The 22,658-nt window shown below is 70.6% G+C and carries 24 protein-coding genes and 1 pseudogene; 12 read left to right on the top strand and 13 right to left on the bottom strand.

Features of this window, described 5'->3' with window-relative positions:
- Positions 1-393 precede the first annotated feature (393 nt).
- From LGR69_RS31260 to ettA, 4 genes and pseudogenes are all read left to right on the top strand, one after another.
- The gene (locus LGR69_RS31260) at positions 394-615 is read left to right on the top strand and encodes a hypothetical protein (protein ID WP_007559042.1); all 222 of its coding nucleotides are present in this window, start codon (positions 394-396) and stop codon (positions 613-615) included.
- A pseudogene (locus tag LGR69_RS31255) lies at positions 606-1,496 on the top strand (DNA/RNA non-specific endonuclease). The gene LGR69_RS31260 and the pseudogene LGR69_RS31255 overlap by 10 nt, the downstream one beginning before the upstream one ends.
- An 8-nt stretch (positions 1,497-1,504) precedes the next feature.
- Positions 1,505-1,798 (top strand): hypothetical protein, encoded by a 294-nt coding sequence (locus LGR69_RS31250; protein ID WP_230368542.1) that lies wholly within the window; start codon positions 1,505-1,507, stop codon positions 1,796-1,798.
- Positions 1,799-1,972: 174 nt separating this feature from the next.
- Positions 1,973-3,625, top strand: a complete 1,653-nt coding sequence (ettA, locus tag LGR69_RS31245; RefSeq protein WP_007559036.1) for an energy-dependent translational throttle protein EttA — start codon at positions 1,973-1,975, stop codon at positions 3,623-3,625.
- 214 nt (positions 3,626-3,839) lie between these two features.
- On the opposite strand, the gene LGR69_RS31240 is transcribed toward ettA, so the two are convergent.
- On the bottom strand, positions 3,840-4,787 hold the full coding sequence (locus LGR69_RS31240; protein WP_230368541.1) for an NAD-dependent epimerase/dehydratase family protein: 948 nt from the start codon (positions 4,785-4,787) through the stop codon (positions 3,840-3,842).
- 405 nt (positions 4,788-5,192) lie between these two features.
- On the opposite strand from LGR69_RS31240, the gene LGR69_RS31235 reads away from it, so the two are divergent.
- On the top strand, positions 5,193-6,371 hold the full coding sequence (locus tag LGR69_RS31235; RefSeq protein WP_230368540.1) for an OpgC family protein: 1,179 nt from the start codon (positions 5,193-5,195) through the stop codon (positions 6,369-6,371).
- A 73-nt stretch (positions 6,372-6,444) separates the two neighbouring features.
- Complete coding sequence (locus LGR69_RS31230; protein ID WP_205836091.1) at positions 6,445-6,606, top strand: DUF2256 domain-containing protein; 162 nt, start codon at positions 6,445-6,447, stop codon at positions 6,604-6,606.
- A 3-nt stretch (positions 6,607-6,609) separates the two neighbouring features.
- Here LGR69_RS31230 and LGR69_RS31225 read toward each other — a convergent pair whose 3' ends face one another.
- From LGR69_RS31225 to LGR69_RS31210, 4 genes are read right to left on the bottom strand one after another with little or no spacing between them, the layout of a single operon-like run.
- Positions 6,610-7,203 carry a nucleotidyltransferase family protein gene (locus tag LGR69_RS31225; protein ID WP_230368539.1) on the bottom strand — a complete coding sequence of 198 codons (594 nt, stop codon included), beginning with the start codon at positions 7,201-7,203 and terminating at the stop codon, positions 6,610-6,612.
- Complete coding sequence (locus LGR69_RS31220) at positions 7,196-8,221, bottom strand: molybdopterin-binding protein (RefSeq protein ID WP_230368538.1); 1,026 nt, start codon at positions 8,219-8,221, stop codon at positions 7,196-7,198. Before LGR69_RS31220 ends, LGR69_RS31225 begins: the two co-directional genes overlap by 8 nt.
- Complete coding sequence (locus LGR69_RS31215; protein ID WP_230368537.1) at positions 8,218-8,919, bottom strand: XdhC family protein; 702 nt, start codon at positions 8,917-8,919, stop codon at positions 8,218-8,220. The genes LGR69_RS31220 and LGR69_RS31215 overlap by 4 nt, the downstream gene beginning before the upstream one ends.
- On the bottom strand, positions 8,919-9,242 hold the full coding sequence (locus tag LGR69_RS31210) for an XdhC family protein (RefSeq protein WP_007559023.1): 324 nt from the start codon (positions 9,240-9,242) through the stop codon (positions 8,919-8,921). Before LGR69_RS31210 ends, LGR69_RS31215 begins: the two co-directional genes overlap by 1 nt.
- A gap of 268 nt (positions 9,243-9,510) precedes the next feature.
- On the opposite strand from LGR69_RS31210, the gene LGR69_RS31205 reads away from it, so the two are divergent.
- Complete coding sequence (locus LGR69_RS31205; RefSeq protein WP_230368543.1) at positions 9,511-10,878, top strand: ATP-binding protein; 1,368 nt, start codon at positions 9,511-9,513, stop codon at positions 10,876-10,878.
- A 7-nt stretch (positions 10,879-10,885) separates the two neighbouring features.
- Here LGR69_RS31205 and LGR69_RS31200 read toward each other — a convergent pair whose 3' ends face one another.
- Entirely contained in the window at positions 10,886-11,116 is a 231-nt protein-coding gene (locus LGR69_RS31200; protein ID WP_230368536.1) for a hypothetical protein, read from the bottom strand.
- 236 nt (positions 11,117-11,352) lie between these two features.
- On the opposite strand from LGR69_RS31200, the gene LGR69_RS31195 reads away from it, so the two are divergent.
- A complete protein-coding gene (locus LGR69_RS31195) occupies positions 11,353-11,544 on the top strand; it encodes a hypothetical protein (RefSeq protein ID WP_230368535.1) in 192 nt (63 codons plus the stop codon).
- Positions 11,545-11,569: 25 nt separating this feature from the next.
- Entirely contained in the window at positions 11,570-12,751 is a 1,182-nt protein-coding gene (locus LGR69_RS31190) for a pyridoxal phosphate-dependent aminotransferase (RefSeq protein ID WP_230368534.1), read from the top strand.
- Between the two features lie 306 nt (positions 12,752-13,057).
- Here LGR69_RS31190 and LGR69_RS31185 read toward each other — a convergent pair whose 3' ends face one another.
- The 3 genes from LGR69_RS31185 to LGR69_RS31175 all read right to left on the bottom strand — a co-directional run bounded on the left by LGR69_RS31185 (position 13,058) and on the right by LGR69_RS31175 (position 15,180).
- On the bottom strand, positions 13,058-14,044 hold the full coding sequence (locus LGR69_RS31185; RefSeq protein WP_230368533.1) for an alpha/beta hydrolase family protein: 987 nt from the start codon (positions 14,042-14,044) through the stop codon (positions 13,058-13,060).
- A gap of 201 nt (positions 14,045-14,245) precedes the next feature.
- Positions 14,246-14,758 carry a tellurite resistance TerB family protein gene (locus LGR69_RS31180; protein ID WP_007559013.1) on the bottom strand — a complete coding sequence of 171 codons (513 nt, stop codon included), beginning with the start codon at positions 14,756-14,758 and terminating at the stop codon, positions 14,246-14,248.
- A gap of 71 nt (positions 14,759-14,829) precedes the next feature.
- Positions 14,830-15,180, bottom strand: a complete 351-nt coding sequence (locus LGR69_RS31175; RefSeq protein ID WP_007559011.1) for a hypothetical protein — start codon at positions 15,178-15,180, stop codon at positions 14,830-14,832.
- Between the two features lie 250 nt (positions 15,181-15,430).
- Between LGR69_RS31175 and LGR69_RS31170 the strand changes: the two genes are divergently transcribed.
- Entirely contained in the window at positions 15,431-16,315 is an 885-nt protein-coding gene (locus LGR69_RS31170; protein ID WP_230368532.1) for a transglutaminase-like domain-containing protein, read from the top strand.
- Positions 16,316-16,331: 16 nt separating this feature from the next.
- Here the strand turns inward: LGR69_RS31170 and LGR69_RS31165 are convergent, their stop codons facing one another.
- Positions 16,332-17,360, bottom strand: coding sequence for an alpha/beta hydrolase (locus LGR69_RS31165; RefSeq protein WP_007559007.1), 1,029 nt, complete (start codon positions 17,358-17,360; stop codon positions 16,332-16,334).
- 195 nt (positions 17,361-17,555) lie between these two features.
- Here LGR69_RS31165 and meaB point away from each other — a divergent pair, with 195 nt between their 5' ends.
- Together meaB and LGR69_RS31155 are read left to right on the top strand one after the other, a co-directional pair.
- The gene (gene meaB, locus LGR69_RS31160) at positions 17,556-18,542 is read left to right on the top strand and encodes a methylmalonyl Co-A mutase-associated GTPase MeaB (protein ID WP_230368531.1); all 987 of its coding nucleotides are present in this window, start codon (positions 17,556-17,558) and stop codon (positions 18,540-18,542) included.
- 184 nt (positions 18,543-18,726) lie between these two features.
- The gene (locus LGR69_RS31155; protein WP_007559004.1) at positions 18,727-19,104 is read left to right on the top strand and encodes a CsbD family protein; all 378 of its coding nucleotides are present in this window, start codon (positions 18,727-18,729) and stop codon (positions 19,102-19,104) included.
- Positions 19,105-19,151: 47 nt separating this feature from the next.
- Here the strand turns inward: LGR69_RS31155 and LGR69_RS31150 are convergent, their stop codons facing one another.
- The 3 genes from LGR69_RS31150 to LGR69_RS31140 form a co-directional block, all read right to left on the bottom strand.
- The gene (locus tag LGR69_RS31150; RefSeq protein WP_230368530.1) at positions 19,152-19,937 is read right to left on the bottom strand and encodes a 3-hydroxybutyrate dehydrogenase; all 786 of its coding nucleotides are present in this window, start codon (positions 19,935-19,937) and stop codon (positions 19,152-19,154) included.
- 97 nt (positions 19,938-20,034) lie between these two features.
- A complete protein-coding gene (locus LGR69_RS31145; protein ID WP_230368529.1) occupies positions 20,035-21,549 on the bottom strand; it encodes a sensor histidine kinase in 1,515 nt (504 codons plus the stop codon).
- On the bottom strand, positions 21,546-22,241 hold the full coding sequence (locus LGR69_RS31140) for a response regulator transcription factor (protein ID WP_039902091.1): 696 nt from the start codon (positions 22,239-22,241) through the stop codon (positions 21,546-21,548). The genes LGR69_RS31145 and LGR69_RS31140 overlap by 4 nt, the downstream gene beginning before the upstream one ends.
- Positions 22,242-22,658 lie beyond the last annotated feature (417 nt).

Below are 22,658 nucleotides of genomic sequence, written 5' to 3'. Positions count from 1 at the left end.
GATCGAGACCGCGTCGATCATCTCGGCCCGCACCGCGTCCGCCACCGCCTGCAACTCCGATTCGGGAAGCTGGCGCAACGCAGCCGGCTCCGGGACACGGTCCAGCAACGCTGAGTGCTCAGAGGATATTGCCAAGGATCGCATCCGCTCGTTCGAGTGTGGCGACGGCCCGGTCATGCGGGGTCCCAGGAGAGGATCCTGGCCGTCCCGACGCCAGCACCCGGGGGCGCGCGTTCATGCTAGAACCGACCCGTCCGCCGCTGTCATGATAGTGCCAGGTACGGACGATCGCCGGCGCGATCAATGTCCGGTCGGCGATTTTTTCAGTTACGTGCCCTTACCGCCACATGAGGTCCGCTCTTGAGCCCGGCTCGTCTGTGCACAATTTTGCTCATGCTGGCGATTACGCCCAGCGGCCAAGCTTATGCCGGGCCGCGCCCGCCGGACGGCAACCTCGACTTCCCGTGCAACTTCCTGGGCGCCTGCCCGGAGCGGGTCTCCCCCGGCGGACCCGACCGCGACGCGCGGCCGTTCAGCCGCAGCCTCGGCCGCCCCTGCGCCTGGCGCGAGCGGCCGACCCCGGAGGGCCCCCGGCGGGTGCGGGTATGCTGGTGAGGCCGCTGCGGGGGCCTTTTGCCGCGGCGCTCGCCTTCCTGGTCCTGGCGGGATCGGCCGAGGCCGAGGTCACCTGCCCGGCCTTGTTCGCCGATAGCCTGGCGCCGGTCCTGACCAACCCGAAGCTCGCCGCCCGCACGGTGCCGCTGTGCTTCGAGGCCTTCGCGGTCCTGCATTCGGGGGTGACGCGCACGCCGCTCTATTCCGCGGAGCACCTCACCCGGGCCAGCGTCGCCGAGGCCCGCAAAGTCGCCCGGGACGACGCGTTCCACGAAGAGACGCGCCTGCCGGAGGCCGAGCGCGCGTCGCTGGAGGATTACGTCCGCAGCGGCTTCGACCGGGGCCACCTCGCCCCGGCGGGCGACATGCCGACCTTGAGCGCCCAGGCCGAATCGTTCAGCCTGGCCAACATCGTGCCGCAGAACCGGGTGCTCAACCGCGGGCTCTGGGCCGATATCGAGGAGGGCACGCGGCGGCTGGCGAGCCGGCGCGGCTCGATCTTCGTGGTCACCGGGGTGATCTTCTCCGGGGACGCGGTGCAGCAGATCAGGGGCGGCGTGCTCGTGCCCACCCAGCTGTTCAAGGCGCTCTACGACCCGGCGAGCGGCGAGGCCGGCGCCTACCTGTCCCGGAACGACGAGTCGCGGGACTGGCGCGCGGTCTCGATCGACGACCTGACCCGCGAAGCTGGGATCGACGTGTTCCCGAACCTCCCGGCCGCCGCCCGGGCCAGCGCCATGACCCTGCCGGATCCCCATGCCGGGGCGCGCTCGGAGGGACACCGGCCCCGGCCCGAGCCGAGCTAGCAAGACTGGCTGAGCCGCGAGATCAACCGCGCCGTGCGCAAGGTCCTGCGCGACCTGATGCGCTCGATTTTCTGAGAGGGACCATGTCAGAGGACAAGCCGAGCCGCCGGAAGCCCAAGGCGGACGCGTTCGAGCCCTTCGCCGACGATGCGGCGGTGCGCAATATCGGCGCCCTCAGCTTCGAGAACGGCACCGACCGAATCGCCCTGCACGGGTCCCTGGACCTGACCAAGGACAAGGCCGGCCTCGCCCAGGCGCGCCTGCTCCAGGCGACCCTCGACGCCATCGTGAAGGCCCTGGAGGCCGGCGACCTGCCCGAGGCGGTGGCGGACGCGCCGGACGCCGCGCCGCGATCGGTGGCCAATCCCTTCGCCTGAGCGCGCGACGGGCGGCGTCGCATCCTTGCCGCTGCCCGGCGGGCCTGATACTCGGTCGGCGACATTCTTATATCGTGGGGAACGCGCGTACAGGACGGGTCGACGACCCCGGGCCTGCCCCGTGCCGCTGGCACGCACCGCGCACACCCACCAACGCGCCGAGGACGTTCCGCGATGGCTCGCGAATTTATCTACCACATGCGGGGACTCACGAAGTCCTATCTGGGCGGCAAGAAGGTCCTGGAGGACGTCAACCTGTCGTTCTACCCGGACGCCAAGATCGGCGTGCTGGGCATCAACGGCTCGGGCAAGTCGACCCTGCTCAAGATCATGGCCGGCATCGACACCGAGTGGACCGGTGAGGGCTTCGTCGCCCAGGGCGCCCGGGTCGGCTACCTGCCGCAGGAGCCGCAGCTCGATCCGAACAAGTCGGTCCGCGAGAACGTGATGGAGGGCGTCGCCGAGAAGCAGGCGCTGCTCGACCGCTACAACGAACTCGCCATGAACTATTCCGAGGAGACCGCCGACGAGATGACGGCGCTCCAGGACAAGATCGAGGCCCTGAACCTCTGGGAGCTCGATTCCAAGATCGACCAGGCCATGGAGGCGCTGGGCTGCCCGAGCGACGAGCAGCCGGTGGCGACCCTGTCGGGCGGCGAGCGCCGCCGCGTCGCCCTGTGCCGCCTGCTCCTGTGGGAGCCGGAGCTGCTGCTCCTCGACGAGCCGACCAACCACCTCGACGCCGAGACGGTGAACTGGCTCGAAGGCCACCTGAAATCCTATCCGGGCGCGATCCTGATCGTGACCCACGATCGCTACTTCCTCGACAACGTCACCAGCTGGATCCTGGAGCTCGATCGCGGCCGGGGCATCCCGTACGAGGGCAACTACTCCGCCTGGCTGGTGCAGAAGCAGAAGCGCCTCCAGCAGGAGGGCCGCGAGGACATGGCCCGCCAGCGCTCGATCGCCCGCGAGCAGGAGTGGATCGCCGCCTCGCCGAAGGCCCGGCAGTCCAAGTCCAAGGCCCGCATCACCCGCTACGAGGAGCTGGTCGCCAAGCAGAACAACAAGGTCGACGCCGCCGCGCAGATCGTCATCCCGATCGACGAGCGGCTCGGCAACAACGTCATCGAGTTCGAGCACCTCAACAAGGCGTTCGGCGACCGCCTGCTGATCGAGGATCTCTCGTTCAAGCTGCCGCCGGGCGGCATCGTCGGGGTGATCGGCCCCAACGGCGCCGGTAAGACCACCCTGTTCAAGATGATCACCGGCCAGGAGAAGCCTGACGGCGGCAAGATCTCCATCGGCGAGACCGTGCATCTCGGCTACGTCGACCAGTCGCGCGACGCCCTCGATCCGAACGCCACGGTCTGGCAGGAGGTCTCGGGCGGCAACGACATCATCTATTTCAACAAGCGCGAGATCAATTCCCGCGCCTATTGCGCGGCCTTCGCGTTCAAGGGCGGCGACCAGCAGAAGAAGGTCGGCACCCTGTCGGGCGGTGAGCGCAACCGCGTCCACTTGGCCCGGACCCTGAAGGGCGGCGCCAACGTGCTGCTGCTCGACGAGCCGACGAACGACCTCGACATGGAAACCCTGCGCGCCCTTGAGGACGCGCTGGAGGATTACGCCGGCTGCGCGGTGATCATCAGCCACGATCGCTGGTTCCTGAACCGCATCGCCACGCACATCCTGGCCTTTGAGGGCGACAGCCACGTCGAGTGGTTCGAGGGCAACTTCTCGGATTACGAGGCCGACAAGATGCGCCGGCTCGGCGCGGACTCGCTGATGCCGAAGAAGATCAAGTACAAGAAGTTCTCCCGGTAAGGATCGGTCCCGGCCTTCGGGCCGGGACGCGCCGCGAAGGCACGGGACGGGGCTCGCCGGACTCTTACGGCACCCGTCCAACCCAATCGCCTCGTCCGAAGTCGCGCGCAGCGCGCCGCGAGGGAGCCCTCCGGGGATCGCGCGCCTGTCTCGAGGCCTCCGCGCCGCGTCGGCACCTCGGGATGAGGGTGGGACGACGTCGTCGGAAGACCCGTCAGCCCACCCGCGCCCGCGCCGCATCCAGCATCGCCGCCAGGCTCTCCGGCAGGGGGATTGCGGGCGCCCAGCCGGTGGCGGCCATGAAGGCCGAGGGATCGCAGCCCTGGCTCCGTACCCCCGTGGGCCGGGTCCGGTCGGGCTCGACCTGCACGGTGAACGCCGCATCGGTCAGGCCGCGGAACGCGTCGAGGATCGCCGAGACCGGCGTCACGATCCCCGTGCCCACGTTGTAGATGCCGCCGTCCGGCAGTTCCTCGACCCGGTCGAGGACGCGCAGGCACGCCGCCGTCACGTCCGACACATCGATGAAGTCGCGCCCTGCGGCGAGGTCGCCGACCGCCAGGGTCGGCGGGGCCAGGCCGCGCTCGATGCGGGCGATCTGGCCGGCGAAGGAGGCGGCCGCGAAGGTCTCGCTCTGGCCGGGCCCGATATAGTTCGCCGGCCGCAGCACGAGGTGCCTCACGCTGGCATTGGCGAGCACGTCGCGCAGGATGTACTCGCAGGCGCTCTTGGTCCGGCCCGAGATGGTGTCGGGCCGGGGCGTCACCGCCTCGTCGGGCCGGGGCTTGTCGCGGAACGCCGCGCCGTAGACGACGGTCGAGCTCAGGAACACCAGGGTCGCCCGGGTCCGCGCCACCGCCTCGGCGAGGTTGAGGGTGCCGAGCAGGTCCGCCCGCCAGGCATAGGCCGGCGTCTCGCTCGACCGCGCCACGGAGGCCAGGGCCGCGAGGTGGAACACCACGGTCGGGTCGAAATCCGCCACCGCCGCGTTGAGCGTGTCGGCCTCGAAGGGATCGACGTCGAGGAGGGTGACGCCGTCGAGCGGCGGCTGCGGGTGCCGATCGATGCCGAGGATCCGGCGTCCCTCGGGACGGTCCCGTCGCAGCGCCTCGAGCAGGCGTCGGCCGAGAAAATCGCCGGCTCCGGTGACGAGGACGCGCATGAACCCTGCCCTTCCCCGGCCCGCCGGGATCGATCCGACGCCTCTATAGCGTGTTCGCCGGCGATGCGAGCGGAGTGGACGGCCGGACGGACCTCACGGGCCTGAGAAATCGCGCCGACGCTCAAGCCTCCGCTCGGTCATTCCGGGGCGCCGCAGGCGAACCCAGAATCCGAGCCGCCGGGATATGCAGGCGACAAAATTGTTCGGCGCGCGGATCCAGGTCCGGTATGGGTCTCGGCACCGCCGGGCGCCCATGACGTCGTATCGGGCCACCAGCGTTGCTCGATGGCCGTGGCGCGTCGCGCGGACACAGGCGCGTGAGCGGCGCAGTCTGTCCCCGCATTCCGGCGCCGAGAGACTATTATTGCTCCGATTCCGACAAGCGGGTGTTCCGGTGATGGCTGCGTGAAGAGCCTCGACGAGTTCGGGCGCGTGCCCTTCGGCGGCGTGGCATCTTCGCCGCGGCCCGTGCGCGCGCCGGCGCCGGAATCCGCGCCGCGAAGACCGGTCCGGGACGCGCGGGTCGACGTGCTGCGCGGCTTCGCGCTCCTGATGATCTTCATCGACCACATCCCGCGCAACGCGCCGGCGGCGTTCACCCTGCACAATCTCGGCTTCTCGGACGCGGCCGAGATCTTCGTGCTGCTGGCCGGGTACTCGTCGATGGTGGCCTATGGCGGCCTGTTCGGTCGGGCCGGCATACGGGCGACCCTGGTGCGGATCGGCCGGCGCTGCCTGCGGATCTACCTGTTCCAGGCCGGGCTGCTGCTCGCCACCCTGGTCATCGTCCGGATCTGGATGGATCTCACCGGGCTGACGCCGCGCTTCGGCGTCGCGCCGCTGCTGCAGATGGGGCTGCTGCCGGGGCTGCTGCGCGGGCTCGCCCTCAACGCGCTGCCCAACTACCTCGACATCCTGCCGCTCTACATCCTGCTGCTGGCCCTGTTCCCAGCTATCTATTTCGGGATGCGGCGCGGGATCTGGGGCGTGCTGGCGCTGTCCGGGACGCTGTGGCTCGCCGCCAATGTCGACCACACGCTGAATCTGCCCAATGCCGCCGCGGTGGATGACGGCTGGTACTTCAACCCCTTCGCGTGGCAGTTCCTGTTCGTAATCGGGGCGGCGCTGGCGGTGGCGGTCCGGGCCGGCGACGGTCTCCTGCCCTGGCGGAACTGGGCCGCGGCTCTGGCCTTCGCCTACCTGGCCTTCGGGCTGCTGCAGGGTGGCTCCTGGGGGGAATGGGGCCTTCCGGACCTCCGGCCGCTTGCGATTGCGGCGCCGGACAAGAGCCATGTCGGGCCGCTGCGCCTGCTGCACATCCTGGCCCTGACCTACCTGATCTTCAGCGCCCCCGCCGTGCGGCGCCTCTCCGGGTGGCGACCGCTGCGGCAGATCGATGCCTGCGGCCGGCACTCGCTGGAAATCTTCGCCGCCGGCTGCCTGGCGGCGCTGATCGGGCGGATCCTCTACCGCACCTTCGACGCGACCTGGCCGCTCCAGATCGCAGTCAACCTCACCGGATTGGCGCTGATGCTGGCTCTTGCCAAACTCCTCGACGCCCGCGCTGTGGCCCGGCGCCGCTGAGGGTTCCTCGGAACAGACCCGAGCCGAGACCCGTTTCCGCCCCCGATATCGGGCACCGGAGCGATCGAAAGACATGCCGCGGATGCGCCGCAAGGGCGATCTCCCGGAGAAGGTGTGCGCCCAGTGCGGGCGGCCGTTCGCCTGGCGCAAGAAGTGGGAGCGCGTCTGGGACGAGGTCCGCTACTGCTCGGACCGGTGCCGGGCCGAGGCGCGGAAAGCGGGAGCGAAGGGCTGAGGCTCAGGCGCCGCCGGCGGCCGTCAGCGCATCCGGCGTATCGATGTCGAGGGCGGTCGCCGCATCGCCCGGGATCTCCAGGATATCGGACCGGTCCTTGAGCAGCGGCCCGGCGCCGCGGTCGCCGGTGAGCCGGGCGATATCGGGTGCCAGGCGGCGCAGGTTCAGGAGCACCGGATTTCCGCGCCGGCCATCCTGAACCGGGACGACCGCCGCCACAGCCTTCGACGAGCCTGCGAAGGCAACGGCCAGACGGTCGATATGCGCTTCGCCGATCCGCGGCATATCCCCGAGCACGACCACCGCCGCTTCGCAGGATCGCGGCAGGGCGGCCAGGCCGGCACGCAGCGAGGTGGACAGGCCGGCGCGGAAATCCGGGTTCTCGACGACGGTCAGATCGAGCCCCGCCAGCGCCGCCCGGACCGCATCGGCATGCGCGCCCAGCACGACGACCACCGGCCGCGGCCGGGCGGCCAGCGCAGCCTCGGCGGCATGACGGACCAGCGGTCTTCCGTCGAACAGCGCCAGCATCTTGGGCTCGGAACCGAACCGGGAGCCGAGACCCGCCGCCAGCAGGATCGTCCCGACCTCAGGCATCGGGATCCGCCGCCTCGCCGCCGGCCCGGGGCTGCGGCCGCGAGACGATCTCCATCAGCAACCCGCCGACCCCCAGGGCGACGATGTCCGCCCGGGTCACCGGCAGGTCCGCCAGCAGGCGGTGCAGGATCCAGTCGAAGCCGTTCTCCTTGGGTGAGCGCGCGCAGCCCGGCGCCCCGATCACCGGTACGCCCGCCCGGCTGCCGACGAGCAGCAGGTTCCCGGGATCGACCGGCATGCCGAGATGCTCGACCAACCCGCCGGCCGCCGCGATCCCGGCCGGAATCACATCGCGCCGGTCGGCGATGGCCGAGGCGCCGAACACGACAACGAGTTCGGCCCCGGCGCCGTCGATCGCATCCCCGAGCGCCGCCGCCACGGCGTCGGCCGTATGCGGCACCCGATCCTCGCGGACGATCTCGGCACCCACCGGGGCGAGGCGCTCCGCCAGGACCCGGAGCGTCTTGTCGATGGTCGCCTCTTTGAGGCTCGGCAGGCGGGTCGAGACCACGGCGATACGCCGCCGCCGATAGGGCGCCACCGCCAGCGCGCCGGCCGTCTCAGTCGCGCAGGCCCGGGCCAGCACCGCCCCCGGCACCGCGTAGGGAATGATCTTCACGGTGGCGACCATCTCGCCCTCGACCACCGGCTTGAACGGCGGCAGGGTCGCCACCGTCACAGCCTCGTCGACGGCGTTGACCGCGTCGATCCGGGCCGGCGCCAGGGTGAGCACCCCGGCGGTCTCGGCGAACAGGTTGCAGCGGCCGGTGAACGGGGCCTCCACGCGCAGGTTGTCCCCGCGCAGATGCGCGGCTAGCCGTGCCGCCGCGTCATCCTCGCCGACATCGCCGGGCTCGAGGGCGGCCGTCACGATCTCCGACAATCCGGCCTGCGACAGGCCGCTGGCCGCCTCCTCCGGGATGACCGCGCCCTTGCGCAGGGTGATGCCGTCGCGCCGGACCGTATGCGCGCTGATCAGACCGGCCGACTCGGCGACCGGCACGGGGCCGAACCTCACGCGACCTCCGGGCGGGGGACCCGGCGGAGCGCCGCCACGATCTCGGCCAGCACGGCGAGCGCGATCTCGGCCGGGCTGACCGCCCCGATGGCGAGCCCGATCGGCGCGCGGATCCGGCCGATCTGCTCGGGCGAGAACCCGGCCTCCGCGAGCCGGGCCGTGCGGGCCGCGTGCGTCTTCCGCGAGCCCAGCGCGCCGACGTAAAAACACTCGGCCGTGAGCGCGGCCTTCAGCGCCGGATCGTCGATCTTGGGGTCGTGGGTCAGGGCGGCGAGCGCGCAGTAGCGGTCGAGGGGCGGCACGCGGCCGCCGAGGGCGGCGTCCGGCCATTCGGCCACGAGCTCGACGCCCGGGAAGCGGTCCGGGCTGGCGAAGGCCGTGCGCGGGTCGATCACGGTCAGCGCGAGGTCGAGCCCCGCCACCATGGGCGCCATCGCCTGCGAGATGTGGACGGCGCCGATCACCACGAGGCGCACCGGCGGGACCTGCACGGTCAGGAACGTCTGCCGCCCGTCGATCTCTACGAGCCCGCTCTTGCCCGACGCCAGATGCTTCCGCAGCACCTCCGCCAGGGGATCGGCGGCGATCTCGGCCTCGCGGACGAGGCGCTGGCTCCCGTCCGCCAGGTCGGTGACCAGGATCGTCGCCCGACGCGCGGCGCGCTCGGCGTTCAGGATCTCCAGGGTCTCGGTGCGCATCAGTCGACCCGCTCGACGAAGACCCGGATCCGGCCGCCGCAGGACAGCCCGGCCCGCCACGCCGTCTCGTCGGCGACGCCGAATTCCAGGATGCGGGGCGCTCCGGCCTCGATCACCTCGATCGCCTCGGTGATCACGGAGCCCTCGACGCAGCCGCCCGAGACGGATCCCAGAAAGTTGCCCTCGGCATCGACCACGAGATGGCTGCCCACGGGCCGCGGCGCCGAGCCCCAGGTCTCGATCACGGTGGCGAGCGCGACGGCGCGTCCGTCCCGCCGCCACGCGGAGGCGGCGGCGAGGATATCTGTATCGGTGCTGAGCATGGCCCTCGAGACCTCGGCCGGCGGGTGCCCCCCGCTTGTCTCAGGTATGGCCCGTGCGTCGCCGTGCAAGGCGCGGCGGCTCCATTCCAGCGCGCCTTGGCCGATCGGCGCGCGGGTGCGATAACGGATCAGCCCCCGCATCCGTCGCCCCCATGTCCGCCCCGATGACACGGCCCCTTTGCCGCCAGTCCCGGCCCCGCCTCGGCGGGCGGTTCAGGCGCGGGCGCGCGAGCCCGTGAACGCCCCCGATCCCGGCCTAGCCCGGGCCCTGCGGACGGATCCGCCGCGGTCGCGCTCGGCGCCGCACCGGCTGTGGAAGCGCCTGAGCCGGTGGATCGGCGATGCGTTGCCGAAGGGGCTCTACGCCCGATCTCTGATCATCATCATCGCGCCAGTGGTCCTGCTCCAGTCGGTGATCGCCTACACGTTCATGGAGCGGCACTGGCAGCTCGTGACCAAGCGCCTGTCCGCGGCGGTGACCGCCGACGTCGCCGCGCTGATCGACATCTACGAGAGCTATCCGCAGGACCGGGACGCCGAGACGTTGTCGCGCATCGCGGCCGAGCGGCTGAACCTCGACCTCGACATCCTCAGAGGCGCCAAGCTCCCCGCCCCGGGGCCGCGGCCGTTCTTCTCGATCCTGGACGAGGCGCTCTCCGACGAGATCCGGCGCCAGATCCGCCGGCCGTTCTGGATCGACACGGTCGGCCGCTCGAACCTGATCGAGATCCGGGTCGCGATCCCCGACGGGGTGATGCGGATCACCGCGCGGCGCAGCCAGGCCTACGCGTCGAACTCGCACATCTTCCTGGTCTGGATGATCGGCTCGTCGCTCGTGCTGCTCGGCGTCGCGATCCTGTTCCTGCGCAACCAGATCAAGCCGATCCTGCGGCTCGCCGCGGTGGCGGAAGGGTTCGGCAAGGGCCGGGAGATCGAGTTCCGGCCCCGGGGGGCCCGGGAGGTGCGCCAGGCCGGCCACGCCTTCATCGAGATGAAGCGGCGCATCGAGCGGGCCATGGAGCAGCGCACGACGATGCTCAACGGCGTGAGCCACGACCTGCGCACCATCCTCACCCGCTTCCGCCTGTCCCTGGCTCTGGTCGAGCAGACCAGCGAGATCGAGGATCTGAGCCGCGACGTCGACGAGATGAGCCGGATGCTGGAGGGCTACCTCGCCTTCGCGCGCGGCGATTCCGCGGAGCCCGCCACCCCCACCGACATGCGGACCCTCCTGGAGGACCTGCGCAGCGACGTGGAGCGCCTGGGCGCCCATGTCTCGGCGGTGGATCTCGCGGGCGCCCCCGAGGTCACGGTGCGTCCGGGCGCCTTCCGGCGCTGCCTGTTCAACCTCGCGGCCAACGCCGCCCGCTACGGCGAGACGGTGGCGATCTCCGGCCGGCTGGAGGCCCGCGCCTTCTACGTCTCGATCGACGATGACGGTCCGGGGATCCCGCCGGAAAGCCGCGAGGAGGTGTTCAAACCGTTCGTGCGCCTGGACGATTCCCGGCAGGATGCCGGCGGATCCGGGCTCGGGCTGGCGATCGCCCGGGACATCGCCCGGGCCCATGGCGGCGACATCGCCCTGCACGAGAGCCCGCTCGGCGGCCTGCGGGCGACGGTCCGGGTCCCGGCCTGAAGCCCTCTCAGGCGTCCGCCGGCCCGCGCAGGCGCTGGATTTCGGACTGGGTGTTGCGGATGAGGTGGTCGATGCTCGCCGCGTCGAGGCCGGCGCGGCCGAGGCGCTCGCGCAGGGCCGCCTCGCCGTTCCAGGCGTAGCCCGCATCGTTGGGCAGATGGCGCTGCAGCAGCGGGCTGACCACGCTCTCGCGCCGGAAGGCAGGATGCCGCAGCAGGCGGCCGATCTGCGCCGTCAAGATATCAAGCGGCGATACATTCCGGCCATTCCCATTCCACGTTACGGCTGATTGGCGCATACAGGTGCATCCTCGTGGAAAGCCAGTATCCGCCCAAATGCTTGCACTTCGGTGAGTGGCCGGAGGATCCGGCGAAAATCTCACCGCGGCGGGGTCCCAACCTTTGCGGCAGGGTGGTATGCAGGCCTGACGCCCACGAGCCGCGGCCCACCGCGCGCCGGATCCGAGTGCCCGATATGAACCCGCTGGTCCCCTTGTTCATCCTGCTCTCCCTGCCGTTGGCGGCGATCGGCCTGGTGCTTTATACCGACACGGGCATTGAGCCGGCGCTGTTCTACGCCGCGGTGAAGACCTTCGTGATCCTGGGCGCGATCGCCGTGGCGATGTCGTTCGGCGCGATGAAGCTGGCCGAGCGCAGCAAACACTGAGACGATCGACCCCGCGGAGAGCGCGATGCTGCACGTCGTTCCGGCCTTCTCGCGCATCGGCGAGGAGAACGCGTTCGCGGTGCTGGCCCGGGCCCAGGCCCTGGCCTCCCAGGGTCGGGACGTCATCAATCTCGGCATCGGCCAGCCCGACATGCCGACGCCCGCCCACGTGGTCGAGGCCGGCATCAAGGCCCTGCGCGACGGGCACCACGGCTACACGCCGGCCGTGGGCATCCCGTGCCTGCGCGAAGCGGTGGCCCGCGACATCCATCGCCGCCACGCCGTGGAGGTCTCGCCGGAATCCGTGATGATCGTGCCGGGCGGCAAGGTCACCATGTTCATGGCGATCCTGATGTTCGGCGAGCCCGGCGCCGAGATCCTGTATCCGGATCCGGGATTTCCGATCTACCGCTCGATGATCGAGTTCACCGGGGCGACGCCGGTGCCGGTGCCGATCCGCGAGGCGAACGGCTTCGCCTTCTCGGCCGCCGAGACCCTGGCGCTGATCACGCCCAGGACCCGCCTGCTGATCGTCAACTCGCCGGCCAACCCGACCGGGGGCGTGACGCCCAAGGCCGAGATCGACGCCCTTGTGGCGGGGCTGGCAGAGCACCCCGACGTCGCCGTGCTGTCGGACGAGATCTACGGCACGATGACGTATGACGGCGCGGCGCATCACTCGCTGCTGAAATACGATGCGATCCGCGACCGCCTGATCTATCTCGACGGCGCGTCCAAGACCTACGCGATGACTGGCTGGCGGCTCGGCTGGTCGGTCTGGCCGAAGCCGCTCTACGACGCGGCCCGGAAGCTCGCGGTCAACGCCCATTCCTGCGTGAACGCTTCCACCCAATGGGCCGGCATCGCTGCCTTGGACGGACCGCAGGATTGCGTGGCCGAGATGGTCGCCGAGTTCGACCGCCGCCGGGCGATCGTGGTGGACGGCCTGAACGCCCTGCCGGGCGTGTCCTGCATCGCCCCGAAGGGCGCGTTCTACGCCTTCCCCAACATCTCGCAGACCGGCTGGAAGGCGAAGCCTTTGGCCGCCACCCTGCTCGAAGAGGCCGGCGTCGCGGTGATCGGTGGCCCGGATTTCGGCGTCCATGGCGAGGGCTATATCCGCCTGTCCTACGCCAACTCGGCCGAGAACATCCGCCGGGCGCTGGAGCGGATGGGGCAGTTTCTGATCGAGCGTAAGCCGGGCTGATCCCGGGGACGGCCGTCCTCCACCCCCCATCCTGACAGGCAGTAAGTCTTTCGATCGACAGACGGGCTTACACGCCAGGACGAGGCTCAGGTCCCCTCTCCCGAGCGGGAGAGGGACAGGGTGAGGGGCGTGCCCTTTCCGGAGAAACCTGATCCCTCACCCCAGCCCTCTCCCGCACGGGAGAGGGGGCCTGTCGTGCTCCGTCCTCGAAGGATTTAAAAACTCACAGCCTTCGAGGCCCGCTGGCGCGGGCGCCTCAGGATGAGGGGGTGGGACGACGGGCCGGCTCCGACGCCGGCTGCCCGATCAGGATTTCCCCGCCCGCTTCTCGATCCAACCCGCCAGCCAGTCGGCGATGTCGAGGCTGTTCTTGTCCTGCATCAGCATGTGCGAATTGCCGTGGATGCCGATCTCCGGCAGCAGGATCAGCTCGGCTCGGCCGCCGGCCGCATTCGCCGCCGCCACGAAGCTGCGGCACTGCTTCAGCCGGGGCGCCCAGCGAGGCGAGGCGTCGACGTAGTCGCCGAACAGGACCAGGATCGGCAGGTCCTTGTAGGGGGCGAGATCGTCTTTGGCCGGGTCCGGGCAAGCGGCGGGCTCGATCGCCACAAGCGCGCGGATGCCGGTGCGATCCAGCGCGGCGGTCTGGAACGGGTAGATACCCGATTGCGAGTGCGAGACCAGCACCGCGCCCTTCAATCGCTTGGCGAGTTCCGAGAGGCCCGGCACGGTCGGGTTCGGCACCGGCAGGGCCGCGGACCAGTCGGCGACCATCTGCTTCCAGAACTCGCCCTGGGCCTCCAGGGGAAACTGCATGCCCGGAAACACCTTCGGGTATTCGGGGCCGAACCGGAAGATCGCCCAGGCCGGCTCGCGCCCGGCGGAGAAGACCGGCGGCAGCGAATCCGGCTCGGCCTTGCCCATCTTCACCGCGTCGATCTGGGCCGGGCTGATCGCCGAGCGCCCGCGCCAGGCCTGGTCGATCACGTAGGTCGGGAAGCCGCGGCGGACGAAGAACTCGTCCCAGCCCATGCGCCCGTCCGGGGTCGTCTCCCAGGTCTTGCCGGTGAGGCAGCAGCCGTGGATCAGCACCAGGGGCGGCCGCACCGGATCCACCGGGATCTGATAGCGGACATAGACCTGATCGACCGTGATCGTCCCCGACGGCGCGTAGGCCGGCAGGGTCGAGAGCGTGTCCGACTGAACGTCGCGACCGCCGACGAAGAAGCTGCCCTGGCCGGCGAGCGTCAGGGGACCCGGTCCCGGGTCGGCGGCAAGAACGGGTGCGCTCATCGCGGTCAGGCCTCCGGCCAAGAGGGCTCCGGCAAGACGGTAGGCGGCCCGTCGCGCACGGGACGGAGCAGGCAATGGCAGCGTCGGCATGGAACGTCCCGGCCCTGAGCGGCCGGGACGCGTCCGCCCGGATCACCGCCCGAAAAGGCTAGCACGAAGCTCGGCCGTCGCGGGAGATCCGTAGCCGGAAATGAAGATCGTTCAGGCGGGGATGTCGCGCTCGATCCGGGTCGTCGCCTCGCCGGGCACGTCGAGGGCTTCGGCCAGCATCTTCAGGAACTGGCGCTCCTGCAGCGTGTCGGGATCGATCGCGAGGCGGGCCGCCGTGTAGATCCGCGCCGCCGCATCGGGATCATTCACCCGCTCGGCGATCTCGTCGATCTCGGCGGGGCTCTCCAATTCGCGATCGAGCCAGGCCCGCCCGTCGGAATCGAGGCCGGCCCCGGCCACGGCCGCGTCGAGGCGCTTGCGCTCGGCCGTGTCGACCATGCCGTCCGCGATGGTGGCGGCCACCATCGCCCGCAGCATCAGCCGCGCCTCGTCCTCGTCGACCTTGGAGAAGTCCGGGCCGCCCTTTTCCGGCGGTGCGGCCCCGCGCAGGGCCCGGTAGGCGAGCCCACCGATCAGCGCGAGACCGCCCAGAGCCGCGCTGGCGGCGATGCCGCCGCGCCGGGCGCGCACCAACGCGTCGACGACCTGTCTGCTATCCGCCATGTCCATCCTCCCGGGTTCATTCCGAATCGCATCGGAAACCCCCGGGAGGCGGCCAAGTTCAGGCTTACGTTTCAGGCGTCGGCTTCGTCGTCCTCGTCCGCCTCGTCGATATCGACCAGGAAGACGATGTCGGCCTCGTCCTCGTCCTCCTCCTCGGCGGTGTCGCCGCCGGCATGGTGCTTGTCGTCGGTGAACTCGCCCTCGCCGTCATCTTCGGCGAGCGCGTCCTCGAAGATCTCGATCTCGTCCTCGGTCGCGGCCCGGATCTTGAGGGGCGAGGTGCCGTTCCAGAGCGGCTTGCCCTCGCTCGTCATCGTCCGGATGTCTTCCTTGAAGCCTTCGCAGGTGAAGAGGTCCTTGGCGGACGCCTCGTCGCTGTTGATCACCGCCACGGCGGTGCCCTCGATCTCGAGCGTGAACATGGCCGGCATCCTTCTCGTAACCGTCCTTGGGCGCGCCCGGTCAGCGGGATCGCGCACGGGTGCGACGCACCGCCCCGGGGAGAAACGCTGAAGGCTTTCCCCGGCGATCATGAGCGCCGCGCGCGGATGCTGTAGGGGTGAACCGGACGCCCGCCAAGCCCGTCTCCGCCACGCCGCCGCGAAAGCCGTGGCGTGAATCCTGCCGGGCGGCCGGGATCGTGAAACCGCACGGGAAGAAGGATCACCGCGGATGCGGATCAGGCTGGGCTGCGAGATGCGCTACGCCTTCCCCTATCCGGTACCGATGGTGGTGATGCTGAACGTGCATCCCACCCGGGCGGACGCGCTCGAGGCCCCCGACACGCTGCGCACCGATCCGCCGGTGCCGGTGGATGTCTACCGGGACGGCTTCGGCAATCTCTGCGGCCGGCTGACCGCGCCGGCGGGGGGCTTCACCATCGGGACCGACGCGGTGATCGCCGACGCGGGAGACCCGGACCCGGTACACCGGGAAGCCGAGCAGCACGCGATCGAGGCGCTCCCGGCCGAGACGATCGTGTTCCTTCTGCCCAGCCGCTACTGCGAATCGGACCTGCTCGCCGACGAGGCCTGGCGCCTGTTCGGCCATATCGAGCCGGGCTGGGGCCGGGTGCAGGCAGTCTGCGACTTCGTGCACGACCACATCGCGTTCGGCTACGAGTTCGCCCATGGCGACCGCACCGCCCAGGACGCCTATGCGGGCGGGCGCGGGGTCTGCCGGGACTTCACCCACCTGGCCGTGGCCTTCTGCCGCGCCCTCAACGTGCCGACCCGCTACTGCACCGGCTATGTCAGCTTCATCGGCGAGCCCGAGCCGCACCCGGCCGGCGATTTCGCCGCCTGGATGGAGGTCTATCTCGGGGGGCTTTGGCACGTCTTCGACCCGCGCAACAACAGCCCGCGGATCGGCCGGGTGATGGTCGCCTACGGCCGCGACGCCGCCGACGTCCCGCTCACCCACACGTTCGGCCCCAATCCCCTGGTGGGCTTCCGGGTCTGGGCCGACCGGATCGACCATCTCGAGGCCGCCGGCGCCGCACCAATCCTGCCGGAGGAACCCCTACCGCCGCAGAGCATGGCGACCCGGACGGGCTGAGCGCCGGGTCCGACCCTCACACCCCCGCCCCCCGGGCGATGGCGCGCTTGACCACGCCCTGAACCTCCGGGTTCGAGAGGAACAGGTCGTGGTTGATCAGGCCGCCGCCGTAATCGGAGGCGTCGGCGACGCGCACGCCCAGCGCCTCGAGCTTGGCGCGGTCGGCCGCGCCGGCCCGGACGCCGCCCGCAAGCGCGGCGGAGAGTTCGAGCGCACGATCGTTGGTCGAGGAGATCACGGTGATCTTCGACACGTCGGGCCCGAGCCGGGCGACGCCGTTCGAGAACAGGTCGAAATCGATGTCGGGGGCGGCCAGCACCACGGCGCCGATGCGGGACATCGCCGCCTCGCCGGCCTCGGCGCGCAGCATCCGGATGGTCTCGAGGGTGAGCAGCGTGCCCATCGAATGCGCGACGATGTTGATGCGCCCGCCGCTCGGCGAGGCGGCCAGCGCCTTCAGCAGGTCCTCGAACGCGTCGCGCGACCAGAGCGCGCTCTCGCGGTCGTAATTGTAGTCGAGGGTGGCGGCGGCCGACGGCCAGGTGAACAGGCCCGAGACGCCCCGGAACCGGATCCCGTCCGACAGGCGCGCCGCGCTGACGGCGGCGGATTCGAACGATTCCCGGTAGCCGTGGACGTAGATCAGCACGTCGCGGCCGAGCGCCGCCTGCGCGAAGGCTTCCGCGGCCGCCGGCCCGGTCTCGGTCTTGGGCACGGCCCCGATGGTCCAGTCGCCGGTGATCACCGCCGAGACCTTGCCGAGCAGGGAGCGGTCGGGCGGCGACAGGCGCACCTCCGCGAAGCTCAGGCCGCGCCCGCGCTCGGAATTGAAATACGGCGGCCGGGGTGGCGTGCCGACGGGCTTGCGCGTGGTGGCCACCAGCAGCACCGGCATGACGTCCAGGGCCGATTGCTTCTCGGGCAGGCTCCCGGACGCGCCGAGGTCGTCGGTGACGCAGGCGCCGAGGGACGGGGCGAGCCCCGCCGCCCCCGCGAGGGCGCCGATCCGGAGGAGTGCGCGGCGTGAGACGGTGTGGCTCGACATGATCCGGGTGCGTTCGGGCGGGGCGCCAACCGTCGCGCAGGATCGTGACCATGGCGGGGCACGATCACCCCTTGCCCCTGTGGAGTGCGGGTAATCAGCGCTTCGTGGTGCGGCGGACACAGGCGGAGCACCGGGCCGGACCCGTGCCAGCGATACCCTCTCGACGGCGGCGCCGAGCGTCGCCATGAAGGGTTCATGACGCCGTCCATCGACATCGAGAGCCTGCGCGAGCGCCTGCTGCGCGGCGACCGCGCCGCCCTGGCCCGGGCGATCACCCTGGCGGAGTCGAAACGGCCCGACCACCGGGCGCTCGCCGCCGGGCTGATCGACTCGGTCCTGCCGGAGACCGGCAAGGCGATCCGGGTCGGCATCACCGGCGTGCCCGGCGTCGGCAAGTCCACGACGATCGACGCCCTCGGGTCGAACCTGACGGAGGCCGACCACAAGGTCGCGGTGCTGGCGGTGGACCCGTCCTCGTCACGCACCGGCGGCTCGATCCTCGGCGACAAGACCCGGATGGCCCGGCTCGCCCACGATCCCAAGGCGTTCATCCGGCCCTCCCCGTCCTCGGGCACGCTCGGCGGCGTCGCCGCCAAGACCCGTGAGACCATGCTGCTCTGCGAGGCGGCGGGGTTCGACGTGATCCTGGTCGAGACGGTCGGCGTCGGGCAGTCGGAGACCGCGGTCGCCGACCTCACCGACTTCTTCCTCGTCCTGATGCTGCCTGGGGCGGGCGACGAGCTTCAGGGGATCAAGAAGGGCATCCTGGAACTCGCCGACATGATCGCGGTCAACAAGGCCGATGCCGGCGAGGCCGAGCAGCGGGCCAACGCCGCCGCCTCGGAATACCGCGCCGCCCTGCACATCCTCACCCCCGCCTCGGCGACCTGGACACCGCCGGTGGTGACGATCTCGGGTTTCCACAACCTGCGCCTGGACGCCCTCTGGGCGAAGATCGTCGATCACCGGGAGAAGCTCACCGCCACCGGGGAGATCCAGGCGAAGCGCCGGGCCCAGGACGTGAAATGGATGTGGGCCCTGGTCCATGAGCGGCTGCATCAGCGCCTGGTCGGCTCGCCGGAGGTCCGGCGCAGCACCGCCGAGGCCGAGGCCGGCGTCGCGCGCGGCGAGACCTCGCCGGCCGCGGGCGCGGCCGCGATCGCCGAGCTGATCGGCCTCTGAGGCACGCCGGCCCCTCCCTCCGATAAGGGGCGGCCGTTTACCCTGATCGCCAGCAGGCCGGCCGAGACGTAGAAAATCGCCGGGGCGCGGTGCGCAAACCCGGTCTCGCGCGTTCGGTGCACGACGAGGAATCCTGCGGCACCTCCTCTCGTACCGGTGCCGCGGTCACGTCGAGGAGAGTGTTATGGTGGATACGGATCGGATCGTCGGCGGCGCCAAGGAAGCCCTCGGCAAGGTTCAGGGCACGGCCGGCGACTTCGTGGGCTCGAACCGGGACTCGGTGGAAGGCCGGGTTCGCGATGTCCAGGGCCAGGCCCAGAACGCCTACGGGCAGGTCAAGGACAAGGCCCGGGACATCGCCGACAAGGCGAGCGACTATGCCGGCGACGCCTATGGCCGGGCCGGCGACGTCGCGGGCGACGCCTACGAGCGGGGCGGCTCCTACCTGCGCGAAGGCCGCGCCGCGGTCGGCGCCCGGGTCGAGGAGAACCCACTGGTGGCGCTGCTGATCGCCGGCGCGGTCGGCTACGGCATCGCCCTGCTGTTCCACGGGCGCCGCTGATCCGGAGCGGCCTCGCCGTCCTGTCGGCGAGGCCGTCCCCTACAATCTTACTGCGCGGTCCAGCCGCCATCCATGCTGATATTGGCGCCCGTGATCTGGCTCGCGGCATCCGAGCACAGGAACACCGCCAGCGCCGCCACCTGATCGACCGTGACGAATTCCTTGGTCGGCTGCGCCTTCAGCATCACCTCCTCGATCACCTGCTCCTTGGTCAGGCCCCGGGCCTTCATGGTGTCGGGAATCTGCGCCTCCACCAGCGGCGTCCAGACATAGCCCGGCGAGATGCAGTTCACCGTGATCCTGTGCGGCGCGAGTTCCAGGGCCGCCGCCTTGCTCAGCCCGCTGATCCCGTGCTTGGCCGCCACGTAGGCGGACTTGAACGGCGAGGCGACCAGCGAGTGCGCCGAGGCAGTGTTGATGATCCGTCCCCAGCCCCGGGCCTTCATGCCGGGGATCGCGGCATGCATCGCGTGGAACGCCGAGGACAGGTTGATCGCGATGATCTGCTCCCACTTCTCGGGCGGGAACTCCTCGATCGGCGAGACGAACTGGATGCCGGCATTGTTGACCAGCACGTCGACGGCGCCGAACGCGGCCTCCGCCTCCCGCACCATCTCGGCGACCGCCTCGGGCTTGCTCATGTCGGCCCCCGAGTAACGCGCCGTCACGCCGTATTCGCGCTCGATCCCGGCGCGGGTCTCCTCGATGGCCTGCGCGTCCCCGAAGCCGTTGATCACCACGTTCGCCCCCTGCGCCGCGAGGGCGCGGGCGATGGCGAGGCCGATGCCGCTGGTGGATCCGGTGACGAGGGCGGTCTTCGACGTAAGGGTCATGGAACCTCCTGAGCAGCGTCCGAACGGTGTTTCCGGCGGTCGAACCGAGACGGCGCGCGGCGATGCGCGCGTTCGGGATCGTCACGACGGTCCTGCCTCAAGGCCCGCGCGAAATCGACCCTCCCGGAGCGCCCGCGGCCGAAGCCGGTATCGGTTCGGCCGCGCCGTCACGCGCTTCGGCCGCATCGCCCGGGAGCTGCGCCGGGAAGGCGAGCTCCACCCGCAATCCGGGCCCGTTGTCGGAGAGCCGCAGCGTGCCCCGATGCAGCCGCACCACCGCGTTGACGAGGCTGAGTCCGAGCCCGAAGCCTGGCCGCGAGCGCGCATCCTCCAGCCGGACGAAGCGGCCGAGCACCCGGGCACGCTCGGCCTCCGGGATGCCCGGCCCGTGATCGGCCACGATGAGCCGAACCGCGTCACCCACACGCTCGGCCTCCACGCTCACCCGGGCCTGCGCCCCGTCGGCCCCGTATTTCAGGGCGTTGTCGATCAGGTTGGCGAGCGCCTGGCCGATCAATTCGCGGTTGCCGGCGATGATCAGGCCATCCTCGGCCTTCACGTCGAGGGCTAGGCCCTGATCCTCGGCCAAAGCCTCGTAGAGTTCTCCGACCCCCCGCACCGCCGCACCGAGATCCACCGACGCCAGGATCTCGCGGGCACTACCGGCCTCGAGCCGCGCGATCATCAGGAGCGCGTTGAACACCCGGATCAGCCCGTCGCTCTCCTCGATCACCGCCTCCAGTGCGGCGCGCAGCTCATCGGGTGAGGCGGCCGTACGCAGGGCCTCGTCGGCGCGGTTGCGCAGGCGCGTCAGCGGCGTCTTGAGGTCGTGGGCGATGTTGTCGGAGACCTCGCGCATGCCGCGCATCAATTCGCCGATCCGCTCCAGCATCAAGTTGAGGCTCGCGGCCAGACGGTCCAGCTCGTCGCCATTGCCGGCGACGTAGAGCCGCCCGTCGAGATCCCCGGCCATGATCGCCCGGGTCGTCTGCGTCATGGCGTCGACCCGGCGCAGGACCCGGCTCGCGGCCAGCCAGCCACCGATCACGCCGAGCAGCACCACCGCGGCCAGCGAGGTGCCGAAGGCCCGGCCGATCACGGCGCGCAAGCGGTCGCGCTCCTCGGTGTCGCGGCCGACGAGCAGCCGAAACCCGCCCGGCAGCGTGAACACGCGCACGATCGCCCGATGGGGCTCGATATCCGAATCGCCCCGGCCGTAGCGGGTCTCGCTCTGGCCCGGATTGGCCAGCACCGCGGCGGGGACATAGCCGACATTGCCGACGACGTGCTCGCCGCTCGCGGTGGTCACCAGATACAGGGAGGCGCCCGGTTCCCGGGATCGGCGCTCGACCACGGTGATGAGCCGGCGCAGGCCCCCGGCATTGTACTGCTCGGACAGGCCGTTGATCTCGGCGTCGATGGTCGAGACGATCTGGTCGTCCAGGACCGCCCGGGCGTTCCACGCGACGTAGCCGAGCGCCAGGAAGGCGCAGAGCGCGAAGATCGCCAGATAGGCGAGCGACAGCTTGAACGCGGTGGTGCGGAACAGTTTCTGGATGCGCGCCCCGACGGTCTCGCGGGGAATCGGCTCGACCGCGAGGCCCGCGCTCACCCGGTCGCGCCCTCGTCGAAGCGCAGCACGTAGCCGGCGCCGCGGACCGTGTGGATGATCGGCGAGGCGAATCCCTTGTCGAGCTTGCCGCGCAGGCGCGAGACGTGGACGTCGATGACGTTGGTCTGCGGATCGAAGTGATAATCCCAGACATGCTCGAGCAGCATCGTCCGGGTCACCACCTGGCCGGCATGGCGCATCAGATATTCCAGCAGGCGGAATTCGCGCGGCTGCAGCAGGATCTCCCGGCCGGCCCGGGTCACCCGATGCGACAGGCGGTCGAGCTCGAGATCGCCGACCCGGTAGCGGGTCTCCTCCGCGGCCCCCGAGCCGACTTGCCGCCGGGCCAGCGCCTCGGTGCGGGCGAGCAGCTCGGAGAAGGCGTAGGGCTTCGGCAGGTAATCGTCGCCGCCGGCGCGCAAGCCTTTCACCCGGTCGTCGACCTGGCCGAGCGCCGACAAGATCAGCACCGGCGTCGTGACATTCTGCTCGCGCAGGGAGCGGATCAGCGACAGGCCGTCGAGCTTCGGCAGCATCCGGTCGACGATTAGAACATCGTAGGCGCCCTCCCGGGCGAGCGCGTAGCCGTCGAGCCCGTCATGGGCGCTGTCGGCGACGTGCCCGGTCTCCCGGAACGCCTTGACCAGATAGGCCGCCGCCTCCCGGTCGTCCTCGATGATCAGAAGTCGCATGGACCCAGTCCATAGCGCGGCCGGGGAACCGGGGGAACGTCGCTCTGTCACCGGATTCATGCTGGGCCCCCCTCCCCTCTCGGCCGGACCGAGCGGGCCGGGACCGTTGGGGCGGGTCTCGGCCCGCTCCGAAGCCGAAGACCTCGGAGGGGACGAGGTCGGATGACGGCTCCGGCCGCACGGGCGGCGAAGAAACCCTGGCAGCGTCGCGATTACCGGATGATCGCGGCCGGATGACTTCGCGGTAAGGAAACACGGGCCGAAAGCACGCCGAAAACGCGAACAGGCCGCCCCGGTGAGGGCGGCCTGTTCGCGTTCGCTGATCGTGATGAGGGAATGGTGTGATTGCGTTGTGCGGGTCTGGCGGCGACCGACTCTCCCGTGCCTTGAGACACAGTACCATGGGCGCTGGCGTGT

The organism is Methylobacterium brachiatum (genome assembly GCF_020523825.1).
Taxonomy (GTDB): domain Bacteria; phylum Pseudomonadota; class Alphaproteobacteria; order Rhizobiales; family Beijerinckiaceae; genus Methylobacterium; species Methylobacterium brachiatum.
This window is presented reverse-complemented; position numbering and strand designations above follow the sequence as displayed.